Origin of the sequence: Paenibacillus sp. FSL H8-0548, assembly GCF_038630985.1 — a bacterium.
Classification (GTDB): Bacteria; Bacillota; Bacilli; order Paenibacillales; family Paenibacillaceae; genus Pristimantibacillus.
In genome coordinates this window covers 6073341-6086837 of the sequence record NZ_CP152049.1, presented here as the reverse complement: position 1 = coordinate 6086837, position 13497 = coordinate 6073341, and the positions used below count along the sequence as shown (strand labels likewise).

10 protein-coding genes are annotated in these 13497 nt (G+C 42.4%); 8 read left to right on the top strand and 2 right to left on the bottom strand.

The features are described from left to right. Positions 1 to 41 precede the first annotated feature (41 nt). The 7 genes from MHI37_RS26005 to MHI37_RS25975 all read left to right on the top strand — a co-directional run bounded on the left by MHI37_RS26005 (position 42) and on the right by MHI37_RS25975 (position 6491). A complete protein-coding gene (locus MHI37_RS26005) occupies positions 42 to 929 on the top strand; it encodes a sugar ABC transporter permease (protein ID WP_076335933.1) in 888 nt (295 codons plus the stop codon). Further along, on the top strand, positions 926 to 1756 hold the full coding sequence (locus tag MHI37_RS26000) for a carbohydrate ABC transporter permease (protein WP_256710248.1): 831 nt from the start codon (positions 926 to 928) through the stop codon (positions 1754 to 1756). Before MHI37_RS26005 ends, MHI37_RS26000 begins: the two co-directional genes overlap by 4 nt. Positions 1757 to 1777: 21 nt before the next feature. Next, positions 1778 to 3619 (top strand): beta-L-arabinofuranosidase domain-containing protein, encoded by a 1842-nt coding sequence (locus tag MHI37_RS25995; RefSeq protein ID WP_076335934.1) that lies wholly within the window; start codon positions 1778 to 1780, stop codon positions 3617 to 3619. Between the two features lie 53 nt (positions 3620 to 3672). Further along, the gene (locus MHI37_RS25990; protein ID WP_076335935.1) at positions 3673 to 4563 is read left to right on the top strand and encodes a glycoside hydrolase family 43 protein; all 891 of its coding nucleotides are present in this window, start codon (positions 3673 to 3675) and stop codon (positions 4561 to 4563) included. A 791-nt stretch (positions 4564 to 5354) separates the two neighbouring features. Next, entirely contained in the window at positions 5355 to 5642 is a 288-nt protein-coding gene (locus MHI37_RS25985; protein ID WP_076335936.1) for a hypothetical protein, read from the top strand. Positions 5643 to 6045: 403 nt separating this feature from the next. Continuing rightward, entirely contained in the window at positions 6046 to 6279 is a 234-nt protein-coding gene (locus MHI37_RS25980) for a hypothetical protein (RefSeq protein ID WP_076335937.1), read from the top strand. Then, positions 6276 to 6491: a PIN domain-containing protein gene (locus MHI37_RS25975; protein ID WP_076335938.1), complete on the top strand. Its 216-nt coding sequence runs from the start codon at positions 6276 to 6278 to the stop codon at positions 6489 to 6491. The genes MHI37_RS25980 and MHI37_RS25975 overlap by 4 nt, the downstream gene beginning before the upstream one ends. 569 nt (positions 6492 to 7060) lie before the next feature. Here the strand turns inward: MHI37_RS25975 and MHI37_RS25970 are convergent. Next, positions 7061 to 8599 (bottom strand): M56 family metallopeptidase, encoded by a 1539-nt coding sequence (locus MHI37_RS25970; protein ID WP_076335939.1) that lies wholly within the window; start codon positions 8597 to 8599, stop codon positions 7061 to 7063. After that, on the bottom strand, positions 8596 to 8955 hold the full coding sequence (locus MHI37_RS25965; RefSeq protein WP_076335940.1) for a BlaI/MecI/CopY family transcriptional regulator: 360 nt from the start codon (positions 8953 to 8955) through the stop codon (positions 8596 to 8598). The genes MHI37_RS25970 and MHI37_RS25965 overlap by 4 nt, the downstream gene beginning before the upstream one ends. A gap of 266 nt (positions 8956 to 9221) precedes the next feature. Here MHI37_RS25965 and MHI37_RS25960 point away from each other — a divergent pair, with 266 nt between their 5' ends. After that, the gene (locus MHI37_RS25960) at positions 9222 to 13343 is read left to right on the top strand and encodes an S-layer homology domain-containing protein (RefSeq protein WP_076335941.1); all 4122 of its coding nucleotides are present in this window, start codon (positions 9222 to 9224) and stop codon (positions 13341 to 13343) included. Positions 13344 to 13497 lie beyond the last annotated feature (154 nt).

Here is a 13497-nt window from a genome sequence, read left to right as displayed (position 1 = left end):
TCGTCTTCTATAACTAGAGAGCTTCGGGATCGGAGGCAGGTATGCGCAAGGGACTATTTTACGGGCTATTGTTTACGGCTCCGGCTATACTCGGTTTTATCATTTTCACATTAGGACCAATGATTGCAAGCCTGGTGCTTAGCTTAACGGACTATAACGTCTTCAAGGATCAAACTTCCTTTATCGGTTTTGATAACTATGTAAAGATGTTCTCAGGTGAAGATGATCTGTTCTATAAATCGTTAGGTGTTACGTTCTATTTTGTTATTCTGCGGGTTCCTGCAGTCATCATTCTTTCCTTCTTTATTGCATTACTGCTGAACATGAATGTCAAAGGTAGAGCGATGTTCCGGACGATTATCTATCTTCCGAGCATTGTGCCAGCCGTTGCATCCGCGATGATCTGGATGTGGCTGATGAATCCTGATCTAGGACTAATTAATTCCGTGCTCAATTGGCTGCATTTGCCGACAAGCAATTGGTTGTACTCGGAAGGCAGTGTTATTCCATCGGTTGTGCTGACTACGCTATGGGGAATCGGAAGCACGGTCATTATTTTTCTAGCGGGACTCTCTGGTATTCCCAAGCAGTATTATGAAGCTATCGATGTGGATGGAGGTGGCTGGTACAACAAGCTGCGCCATATTACGATACCGATGGTCACGCCGACGATATTCTTCAATACGATTATGACGATTATCGGCTCCTTCCAGGTGTTTAATGAAGCCTATATCTTAACGGAAGGCGGACCGAATAACAAAAGCTTGTTTTATGTATTTTACCTCTGGAGAACGGGGTTTAGAGATACTGAGATGGGGTATGCATCAGCGCTTGCTTGGATTTTGTTTATCATTATTATGTTCTTTACGTTTATCGTATTCAAAACCTCTAAGTCTTGGGTGCATTACGAAGGAGGTGAGCGCTCTTGAAACAATCGAGGCTTATGCTTAGTGCAGGCTACGGAGCTCTAATCTTGATCTCAGCCATGTTTATCATCCCGTTCATTTGGTTAATCCGCAGCTCGCTCATGAATTTATCACAGATTTTTACGATGCCGCCGGAATGGATACCAGCGCCGTTTCAATGGGATAATTTCCGCAGAGCGCTCACGGTGCTGCCGTTCGATACTTTTTTTACAAACACGATCATTATTGTTGTTAGCGTTCTTATTGGAACGGTGGTGACGAGCAGCGTAGCGGCATTTGGTTTTTCACGGATCTCATGGAAGGGCAGAGATACGCTGTTCGCCATTCTTATGACCAGCATGATGCTGCCGGCAGCGGTTACGATTATTCCAAGCTTTCTTGGCTGGCAAATGCTTGGCTTCTACGATACGTATTATCCATTAATCGTTCCTGCTTATTTTGGCGGGGGGATCTTTAATATATTTCTGCTAAGACAGTTTTACTTAACGATTCCGCGAGATTTTGATGAAGCGGCATTCGTAGATGGAGCGAACTATTTTCAAATCTATATCAAAATTATATTCCCATTAAGCCGTTCAGCAATTATTGTCGTTGCGCTGTTTAGCTTCTTAGGATCATGGAATGATTTCATGGGACCGCTTATTTATCTAAAGAGCGATAAGCTCTTTACGTTGGCATTAGGATTGCAGATGTTCCAAGGCTCTTATACCGCGCAATGGGATTTGCTTATGGCGGCTTCAGCGGCGGTTGTACTGCCTTGTGTTATCGTGTTTTTGATTGGACAGCGTTATTTCCTAGAAGGAATTACGTTAACAGGTCTAAAGGGATAAGGAAAGCGAGGAGATTATATTATGACACATATACAAGAACGACTGCATCATTGGCAAGGCGTGCCCTTTACGAAAGTAAGCATTGATGACGCCTTCTGGCGTCCGCGGCTGGAGGTGCTGAAGAAGGTTACGCTGACGACCTGCCTAATGAAATGCGAGGAGACAGGCCGCATATCGAATTTCGCTAAAGCAGGCGGGTTGATAGAAGGGAAGTTTGAAGGCATTTATTTCAATGATTCTGATGTGTATAAGGTGCTTGAGGGCGTAGCTTATGCGTTAATGACGGATCGCGATTCAGAGCTGGAGGCGGAGGCCGATCGAATTATTGAGCTCATCGCAGCAGCGCAAGAACCGGACGGATATTTGTGTGCCTACTATACATTAGAAGCACCTGAGAGCAAATGGACAGATATGGAGAAGCACGAAATGTACAATGGAGGCCACTTGATCGAGGCAGCGGTCGCTTATTTCGAAGCGACTGGCAAACGCCACCTTCTCGATGTAGCATGTAAAATGGCAGATCATTACGATCATGTTTTTGGACCAGACAAGCGGCATTGGGTAGAAGGTCATGAGGAGATTGAGCTCGCTCTCGTGAAGCTGTATCGCATCACGAAGGAAGAGCGCTATTGGAAGCTGGCGCTTTGGCTGCTTGAGGAACGCGGGCATGGCCATGGCGTAGGAGCCATATGGGATAAGAAGGAATGGGGACCAGCGTACTGCCAAGACGACGTTCCAGTTCGCAGCATAGAGAAGGTAACTGGCCATGCTGTTCGGGCGATGTATTTATACACGGCGATGGCAGATGTAGTTCATGCTTCCGGCGATCCAACCTACGTCGATGCCCTGCACCGTGTCTGGAGACATACGGTAGAGCGCAATATGTATTTAACCGGAGGAATTGGACCTTCTCATCATAATGAAGGTTTCACACATGATTACGATTTGCCGAATGAATCTGCTTATTGCGAAACCTGTGCCGCTATTGCTATGGTATTTTGGAATCATCGGATGAACATGTTGTTTGGGGACAGCAAATATGCTGATATTGTGGAGCGTGAAATGTACAACGGAGCTTTAGCTGGAATTTCGTTATCGGGTGACAAGTTTTTTTATGTTAATCCGTTAGCGTCGAAGGGCGACCACCATCGTGTACCTTGGTTCGATACTTCCTGCTGCCCGACGAATTTAGCACGTTTCCTACCATCAATAGGCCAATATGTCTATGCTCAAACCGATAAGGGGATAGCGGTGAATCAATATATAAATAGTGAAGCGGAATTCCTTGTCCGGGACGGAGTGAGCGTTAAGCTGAATCAAAAAACGCAATATCCTTGGAACGGTAAAATCGAGCTTACCGTGGACGCAGAGAAAAGCAGTTATTTCAGCATTCGTATGCGGGTGCCTGATTGGTGCAGAGGATATAACGTTCAAGTCGGTGGAGAAAAAATATCTGGATTGGAAGCTCTGACAGAGCAGGGCTATGTTGTTCTAAGTCGAAACTGGTCGCAGGGCGATACGATCGTGCTCGAGCTTGATATGCCTGTAGAAATTGTTCGTGCCAAGCAGGAGGTACAGGAGAATAGAGGTCGAATTGCTATTCAACGCGGACCGATTGTGTATTGTATGGAGCAGGCGGATCATGCGGAGCTGTCCTATGATGAATATACATTTTCGGCAGGGGAGAGGCTGTATGTGGATCATATGCCGGAGCTGCTTGGAGGCGTAACTGTTCTGCGAGGCAAGGATGGGAACGGCAAGCCTTTCCAGTTCATCCCTTATTACGCTTGGGATAACAGGGAGCCTGGCTTTATGCAGGTATGGATTCGTGAGAAGGAAGAGCCTGGGCTTTACAGCTATTAATAATGTGAGTGCGAATGGAATGATGTTGTCGAAGAGGAAGGAGCTGCTCTTGATTGAAAGGTGTAACGAATCCCATTGTACCTGGCTGGTATGCAGATCCTGAAGCGCGAACTTACGCGGGGAAGCATTGGATTTATGCAACTCGTTCCTTTACGGAATATACGATGCAGATGAATTTGGATGCATTCAGCTCCGAAGATCTGATCCACTGGGACAAACATGAAGCTATTATTGAAATGTCAGATTTCCCTTGGGTGTGGAGAGCCGTTTGGGCGCCAACCCATATTGAACACAAAGGAAAATATTATCTCGTATTCGCGTCAAACGATATTCAATCGAACGATGAAATTGGCGGCTTGGAGATTGCAATAGCGGATCGGCCGGAAGGCCCGTACAGAGGTTATCTTGGGAAACCGCTTATTGATCGGTTCATCCATAATGCCCAGCCGATCGATGCACATTTCTTCAAAGATGATGATGGCACGATCTATCTTTATTATGGCGGATGGGGGCATTGCAACGTTGCACAAATGAATGACGATATGACAGGGTTTGTCCCGCTTGGCAATGGGAAGCTCTTCGAGTCCATTACTCCGGAGGGCTATGTGGAAGGGCCCTGTATGATAAAGAAGGATGGTCTCTATTATCTCATGTGGTCGATGGGCGGATGGACCAATGGAACCTATCGTGTTGCCTATGGCGTAAGCGATCATCCGCTGGGGCCCTTCGAGAACAAAGGGACCATTCTGGAGAAGCAAGAGCCGATTGCGGAAGGCCCTGGTCATCACGGATATTTGCATTTGCCCGAGGAAGACGTATGGTTCATAGTCTATCATCGTAGAATTATTGGGGATAATGAGCCGGGCAATCGGATGTTATGTATCGATAGATTGTTTATCGAGGCTGGTGAGATTAAGCCTGTTGTAATGACGGATGGATGGTAGTTAGAGAACAACAATAACAAGTGGGCTGCTGGTTAATACAACTGGCAGCCTATTTGCTTTTATTCAATAAAATACATTTATCACTTGGCCAAGCGATGACAACGTCTCCGCTAGAATAAGGAGAAGCGCCTACACTGCACTTATTACAATGAAAACCTCACATGAGTGCTGTTTCAGATGGCTACATTGTAATTATGCAGGAGAATGAGCTCCAAACCAACGAATATCGCGCTATACTAGGCAATCTATTGCACAAACTACAGTGTACGTATCGAGTCAGGCAAGTAACGTCGATTACGTTGTACAAACTGCAGCGTAGCCTAGTCCTATAGTGCTATTTCCTAAACGAACTAACCCAACTATATAAGTTGAACCAAAGAAATTGGCGGTGTCCTTGACTGCTTATCCCTTAAGATATAAATATAACGCTTGATAAAGTTCGTCCCTGCCTGTTCGAGTTATTTGCTTTCTTATTCGACATGCAGGTCGTTATTTCCTTATCAATGGTAGAATGGAGGTGAGGTGATGGATATGTCTTTGACAGACGTATTAGAAGTACAAGAACGTCAGCAAGACTATGCAAAAAATATTTTCTCATCCCCCAAATTAAAGGAGAACATAATTACGTACAACATGTTGGACTCGTGCAAAATGTAATCCCTGCTCAAGATATCTCTTATTCTACAAGCGATGTTGCTCGAATGATTGGTGTATCGCACCAAACGATATCGAGATGGATTGCCTAGGGCCGATTCGAAGGGATAGAACGTCCAGCTCCAGGAGCGCATGTAGTGATTCCAGCTCATACTGTTTTTCATTATCCAAGCAATGAAACCATACGTATTAGCGATGTTGCTAAGGTTTACGAAGAGCGTATGAAGGCAGCTAGTGAAGAAGTTGAGGATGAACTAAGTTTCATAAGCAATAAAATTTTGGGATACGAAAGTAAATATGAACCTTTAAAGCTTCTAGAGCAAAGAATTCAATCCGGCGAAATTTTTGCATCTGATGGTGGTTTGGATTTCGACGTTTGCTCTTACTTAGTTAAAAGGAAAAAAGAGCTTCTTGTCCACGTTTGATCAAGACGTCTACACGTCTGTGCCAGAAAACATCAAAAACGCTCATCCGGGTATCATACTTGATGTTATATTGAAAAGCGCAAGCTTTAAATGACTAAAAAACCCGAAATGAGTTTGAAATACTGAATAACTAGAAAAATAAAGAGGCAGCTTTTGCGTATTCTATATGTGCAAAGGTTGCCTGTTTTACGTGAATTTAGAGTTCTTCATCCGCTGTGTTATTTTTCTCACCGAAGTAGTCCCTTACAGAAAGCTCAGTGACAATTTCAGTGTTGCGTAATCCGTATGCCAGCCAAAAACTTTTTGCGGCTTGCCGATACACACGCATGAAGACCGGTGGTTACTATTGAAACAGCCCTGTATATGTTATAATGAGTTATTAATTGACAATGGAGGGATAACGATGATCCCCCAAAAAATGGATCAACAAGCCACGAGTGCGATAAAATCCATCCTTCAAAAACTCAATATAAATAACCCTCGTGTATTGATTGACCTTGAAAAGCAAACTGTGGAAGCTCAAGAAGATGACTATTCCATTGATGATCTTTTGGAAGCGGCCGGTACTTTAACGCCTGAACGAGGGAAAGAGCTTCTTGAAGAAGTCAACAAATCGCGTGAGGAATGGAATGCATGAGTAATGGGTATCTCTTGGACACGAATATTGCGATTGCAATTCTTACTAACGAGAGTAATGTTATCAATTCTGTTCAACAGGCCTCCTGTGATAAAATGCCGATTTATTTTTCTGTAATTACGGTTTCTGAGGTGTTTGCAGGGTTAGAACACGAGGAACAACTTCGTGCAGAAAAGCTATTTACATCAAAAAGAAGTATAGACCACTATTAAATATAGATTTAAATTAAGGGCAATTGTGGAGAAAAATAAATACTGGATACGAAAATAAAAAGTTGTTTGCTCTTTAACGGGGCAGGCAACTTTTTTTCTGTATAAAATTCACCATCGTTTTGATTTCTATATAAAAACGAAATCGTGAGCGCAGGAAATGTCTACAACCGTGAATGGCAACCTGAAAGGAAATCGGGTAAAACAAGTTCTCATGCAGATCCAAAAAATCAAAGGTAGACGTGGAAGGGACGAACCTGTACATCTCGGGATGAGCCTTGACCTCTTTGGTTTTTTTTGGTGAGTATCAGATGAACGTTTTGATCAAATGGGCAGACGCAGTCCCGAAAGAATACCAGTGGAGCCCAAATCCTTTACCCGTATGACATAATTCCACAGCAGACGGCAGGATTTTATTTCTCTGCTGGACAAAAGCAGAAGTGGTTGCGGTGTTTACGTCATAGCCCTGCGATTCCAATAGTTCTTTATAGATGCTGTTTCCCCCCATTGCGATCAGGAGTTACATGACCGTTGCACCTGCTCAGAGAGTTTAGTTCTGCTGCTTCAGGCTTTCAATCGTCGGCTAAAAGGTCTTTGCGCAGAGCAGCCACAATATGGCCCTTGAGTCCATTATCCTGGAATGTTTCATACCGCTCATTCAGATAATTAAGAGCCTCATCACCCATTTCTAATATGCGATTATATTCAACGTGATGAGCTTTGATATAATCATTAGGGTTAGAGGATATTACTGGTGAAGACATAATGATTTCAAGATAGTTTTCTACTTTTACTGCAGTATCGGTAGAATCTACTAATTTATCCTCATAAATATTTTTATAGTCAGTAACTACGAGTTTTCCGTCTTCTTTGCCAAAGGTAACCGCTTCCTCTGTTTTGTAGAATGCAGGTTCGCTGGTTTTAGTTAAATAAGTGATAAGAGCAATGCTACCGTCAAGCTTAACTTCAAAGTCTACGACCCATGGGCTGGAGTATCCGATATTAAAATTCCAGTCTTCCCCCGCTTTATTTATTTGCTCTTGCTTAAATTTTTCCTTCATCCCCAAAGACATCATTTCATAGCGGGGCTCCCCATCACGGGTTTTCAGTGCATTTGCCCAAACCACAGCCATCTGACCAAAATTATGATCCGATAAATCCTGTTTTCCTGCAGGATTGGCCGTAAAACCTATGATGAAAATCAGTGTTGCCATGGAAGCAGCTATGACCACCCAAAATGTTGGTTTTTTATAGTTGAGGACATTTCTAATTCTAGAATGGACATTGCTCTCCCCGAAGGCGAGAGGGCTGCCAATGATTATACCGCTGCTTTTAACCGAAAGTGAAAGAAGCGATTTTGAATAGCTGCCCTTTATCTCATTGCCCATTTTTCTAATTACATTTTCGTCGCAGGACATTTCCATATCCTTGCTCATTAATGCAAAGGAGACCCACATAAGCGGATTGAACCAGTGAACAATAAGGACTAGAAACGCAAACGGTTTAATAAGATAATCCAGTCTGTGGATATGAGTCTGCTCATGCGCCACAATATAAGATAGTTCGTCATCACTTATTCCGATAGGAACATATATTTTAGGCTTGATGAATCCGCATAAAAATGGCGTGGTAATCCTATCGGTTTCGAAGATGTTATCTTTGATAAGCGTTGCGGTTTTCACATTGTTGATTACTTTTAAGTACGAAATAACGGAGTAGCTAAGTAGTATGACCATGCCAATAACCCAGATCATTCCGGAAATCTCTATAATGCTTTGCATTGATGTGACGCTTGCTATCGCTGTTGCTGTTGCTGGTGGAAGAGATGAGTTAACAGCATCAACCGCAGGACTTTGCATCATGCCTATAGTAGAGGGAACAAATTTCATTGTTCCTGTATCAGCTTGAAGATTAGGCTGTAGAAAGCCTAAAAAGCTAAAGGAAGAATTAAAGCTAAACGGGAATACAAGTCTTATGAGCACCGCCAGCCATAATGCATAGGAAAAAACCTTCGGTGCCTTTTTTAAGAGCAGTCTTATTGCAAAAATGGCAAGTGCAACATAACTTGCAGTTATACTCATATTCAAAATGGAGGTGAAAAACGAGATCATTTGATCGCCTCCTCAATGATACGTTTAAGCTGCTCGGCTTCTTTTTCAGTAATTTTGTTTTTACCTAAAAAAGCAGTTAAAAATTGCGGCAATGACCCATCAAAAGCTTTTTCTATCAAGGCCTCACTCTCATACTTTTGTGCATCCTCGCGTTTAATAAGGGCAGTGACAATTGCGTTTTGATTTTGCAAAATACCACGATCGCAAAGCTTTCTCAAAACGGTATACGTAGTTGACTTTTTCCAGCCTAATTTTTCGAGACAAAGCTTTACGAGCTCGGTTGAATTCATAGGCTCATTCTCCCAAATGAGAGAGACAAATTTATGCTCCGCATCAAATAGCTTGTATTGTTCCATTATTTCACCTCATTATTTTAGGTTTATTTGAATAGACCTTTATCATGAGTTTATTGCAGTAGACCTATTTAGTCAATAGTCAAAATTATTGAGACAGATAGGGGGAATTTCTTTTTCTACACAGAAATACTCACCGTTGCCAATCCTATGGTTGATAATCATTTATTTTCATATAATTTCTTAACATTTAATGCCATTCTATTTTACATTGCACTGTTATAGTACTCGGTAACCAGTAAATCTAATAACAGGAGCAGTGAAAAGTGATGAAGGGTAAAGCACAACAAGTATTACGCAAATCAATCGTAGTCGCATCAATGATGACGTTGCTAGGCGGAGAAATGCTGATCGGATTTGGGCAAAGCAATGCGGTTCATGCAGCAGATGCAATTGCAGCTTCCGTTATCGTTGAAGATTTTGAGGATGGAATTTCGGATGTTAAATTTAATCCTAAACGTATGTATGAAGCGTCGATACACCTCGAAGATAACCAGAAGTATGTAAGAAATGGACAACATTCCGCTAGAATTGATTACGATATGATAGGCATCGTAGATAACCCCTCTCAAATTGAAGTAGGATATACAAACGGATATATTCCAATAACAGGTTACCCTATTAAAGTGGGCATGTGGATTTATGGCAATAATGATGGACATCTATTAACGACAAAATTTAGAGAAAAAGGAGGAAGCGGTTCTTCTTTCCAAGCTGAATTTTATGATGAAAATGAAGTAGGTATTAATTGGTCTGGCTGGAAATATATCGAGGCAGAGGTTCCGCAAGGTAAACAAGGCCCGATTATTCTTGAATTGTTTTTCCAATTGAAGCAATCGAATATGAGCAAGAAAAATAAGGGCTCCGTATGGGTAGATGATATTGCCTTTATCTATGAGGAAACGGATAAGGATAATGACGTTCCAACCATTAAAGCGATAGCGCCTGCTGAAAACGAAGTATTGACTGCTCCACTTGATGAATTGAAGGTTGAACTGATCGATACCAAGTCGGGTCTGGATTTAGCTACATTATCTGTGCAGTTGGACGGGACGGATATTACGGATGACGTACATTATTCTCCAGATACGAATCTAATAACATACCCCGGCGAAAATATCGACGGCGGTTATCATGAGCTTGTTGTTGAAGTGAAGGATAACGATGGCAACCCAGCAGGGAAAACATACGCCTTTACGATTAATGCAGGAGAACGTCTATTCATGTCTGCTGCTGAGGAAGCGGTAAGCAATGAACTCTATGCTGTTCATGTTAGTATCAAAGATTACTTGAATGCAGAGTCGGCAAATTTTTCCTTGAATTACGATGCAAGTACGCTTCAAGTTGAAGGGATTACTCAGGCGAGTGGAGTTACTCTAACCTCAGATATTGATAATGTGAACGGGAATGTTCAGGTAACGCTTGATCATGTATTGGCAGCAGCAGCAAATGTTGTCGTTACGGTCAACTTCAGAGTTAGCTCTCATGCTGTATTAGAGCGCGGTGAGGATTATAAGACGGTTACAATGAACAATTCGAAGCTAGCAGCAGGCGGAGCTCAAACTAGCTCACCAATAGCTGCCCCTATTCACTATACAATCGGGTTTCCATATCAGTTGAAAATGACGGGTGTTGGGTTGGGTACAGCCTCTACATTTACGGTATCAGATCGTGAAGGCAAACCTTTTGAAGGTGCGGATATATACTTCACTGGATTATTAAAGCAAAGCTCAGCAGTTACAATTAACGCTGCAACGACTAATGTATATGAGGATGATGATACATCATCTGATGTTTTAATGGTTGCCAAAGCTGGCGAACGTTACTATGCTTCAGCAGAAGCTGAGGATGGGTTGTTCGAGATTATTTTTGCAGATGGCCAAACGACAGGCTATATCGCAGAGGCTGATGTTAGCAGTCAGCAATTGAATGGCAGTCTTGGCAAAACAGATGCTAAAGGACAATTAACAACAGACTTAACCACCTTGGCGCTTGGAACATACCAGGTTCAAGCCATCAAAGGTGATCAAAACAGCAAGGTTGTAAATTATGAAGTCGTTGAGCAGTATGGTATGGATGTACCTCAATTTGTACAAACCTATGTGGCAGAGGATATGTCTACACAGCTAAGCGCTGCATGGAATACCAATTCAGATACAGAAGATACGTATATTCAATATATCGAGGCTAGTGATTGGAAGGCAGAAGAAAATCTTAATGCTGCTAATGTAAAACAACAGCATGCCGAGAGTGAGCTTCAAGTGCTTAGTATGGAGGAAAACGGCACGAAAGGTGAAATTCGTTTCCATAATGTTCTGATTGAAGACTTGAAAGCAGATACGGCTTACAAATATCGTGTAGGCTATGAGGACAAATGGTCGGAGTGGTATGAATATTCTACTGTTGATCAAAACAAATCTACGCCAGTCTCATTTTTGTATATTACGGATTCACATACGAATCAAGATCAAGGATTACAAATCTATCAAGAACTCATGTCCGGCGCATTGGCGCAATATCCATCAACACAGTTTATTATGCATGGTGGAGATATGGTTGACGCAGGTGGTGCATTTCGAGAGTGGCAGCAGTTCTGGAAAGCATCTTCGGTCTATGCGACAACAATTCCAACCGCTCTAACATTGGGAAATCATGATGTGAAGAGTGAAGGCAAGGATGTATTCACAAAAGGCGCGAATTTCCCGGAAAACGGGCCGGAATCTCATCTGCAATATGCTTACTCTTATGATGTCGATGATACACATTTTGTGGTATTGAACTCAGAAGGCACCGAAGAACAAATGATCGAACAAGCTGCATGGCTGCAGCAGGATTTGGATCTGAATGATAAAAAATGGACGATCGCTATGTTCCACCGTCCTGCATACCACACTGAAGAAGGCCGCGACACCCTTGTAGAGTATACACAAACGTATTTTGCGCCGATATTAGAAAAGAAGGCAGTTGATTTAGTTCTAGTTGGCCATGATCACGTGTATTCGCGCACTTATCCCATGCAAGATGGAAAGCCAAATAAAGCTACAAATGAGGGTACTGTATATCTCGATGGCGGTGCTTCAGGCTGGAAATTTTATGATGGTATTCAATATAATTATTTGAATTTTATGTTTGATGAGGATATTCCGGTATATTCTGCGATTGAAATTACTGAGGATAAGATTCATGTGGAAGCACGTACGAGTGCAGGTGATTTGATCGATGAGTTTTCTGTCGTGAAACCAACGAAAAGTGAACCTCCTGTCGAGAATCCAACCAACAATGTTCCGACGGAAAAACCACCAACGACAACAAAAGATCATATGCTTACTGAACAAGAGGTAACAGCAGCGCTTCAATCCAAGCGTTTGGTCATTGAATTAAGCAGTGATGGTGGTTCTATTCAAATTCCAGCTGGATTGACTGAACTAATCAAACAGTTGGCTGATGGTGCTGTTATCATCACTGTACCTAATCAGCCGGACATTGTTATTCAGGGGCAAAAGATTAATGAGCTGTTACAGCAAAATAACGGCAAGGAAACGGTTGGAATCTCAGTTAAATATGCATCAAACGCTGAGCAGCAAACCTATGCGGATCAAATTCAAACCTCACAGAAGACTGCGAGTGCAGCAAGCAAGGCATTTACAGTTAGAGCAGCGATAGGTGATAAAGCGGTTGATGTTAATTATAGGCTTGAAATTGGTGCAGGAGAATTATCTACTTACACGAATTTGTATGAATTGAATGCGGATGGAAAGCTATCACTAGTGCAGGCGAATGTAGCGCCGCTCTCCAAAAACCTTAATCTATTGACTGGCCATACCTATGTGGCAATTGAGGTTGTGACGAATTATTCGGATGTGTCGAGTGCTCACTGGTCTTACGAGTACATTCAGATGTTATCTGCCGCTAATCTAGTCAATGGAATAAATACGCAGCAGTTTGGGTTGAATGCATCCATTACTCGTGCAGAGTTCTCAACAATCATTGCTCGTGGTTTACAGCTTACTGCAACAGGAAATGATAATGGTAATTTCACAGATGTGAAAGATGATGCTTGGTATGCGGAAGCAGTTGCTGCTGCAGCGGAAGCGGGTATCGTGAACGGTCAAGGCAACCAACGATTTAATCCTCAGGCGCAGATTAGTCGTCAAGAGATGGCTGTAATTATAAATCGCGCCTATGAGTACGTGTTTGGAAAGTCTACAAATCATAATCAATCTGCAAGCTTTAATGATTTGAACAAAGCGCAGGCTTGGGCGATCGAAGCGATTGCGAATGTAGAGAAGCTAGGAATCATTCAAGGGGATGGAAATGGTGAATTTAATCCCGAGCGCTCTGTAACACGTGCTGAGGCAGCAAAGGTTATTGCTATGCTGCGCGTTCTATAATACCACTAGATCATACATGAAGGAGTTAGCTTATCTGTAGCGATTACAGATGGGCTAGCTTTTTTGTTTGTATCGTGAGTTAAGTTATTTATTGGAATGTTCCGATAAATAACTTAACTGAGTGTAATTCACAATCAAAATGAGGACGGAGGCG

Excerpts from the sequence above, each read along its gene's own strand:
- MHI37_RS26005 (WP_076335933.1), top strand. The coding sequence starts at position 42 with ATGCGCAAGGGACTATTTTACGGGCTATTGTTTACGGCTCCGGCTATA.
- MHI37_RS25995 (WP_076335934.1), top strand. The coding sequence starts at position 1,778 with ATGACACATATACAAGAACGACTGCATCATTGGCAAGGCGTGCCCTTT.
- MHI37_RS25980 (WP_076335937.1), top strand. The coding sequence starts at position 6,046 with ATGATCCCCCAAAAAATGGATCAACAAGCCACGAGTGCGATAAAATCC.
- MHI37_RS25975 (WP_076335938.1), top strand. The coding sequence starts at position 6,276 with ATGAGTAATGGGTATCTCTTGGACACGAATATTGCGATTGCAATTCTT.
- MHI37_RS25970 (WP_076335939.1), bottom strand. The coding sequence starts at position 8,599 with ATGATCTCGTTTTTCACCTCCATTTTGAATATGAGTATAACTGCAAGT.
- MHI37_RS25965 (WP_076335940.1), bottom strand. The coding sequence starts at position 8,955 with ATGGAACAATACAAGCTATTTGATGCGGAGCATAAATTTGTCTCTCTC.
- MHI37_RS25960 (WP_076335941.1), top strand. The coding sequence starts at position 9,222 with ATGAAGGGTAAAGCACAACAAGTATTACGCAAATCAATCGTAGTCGCA.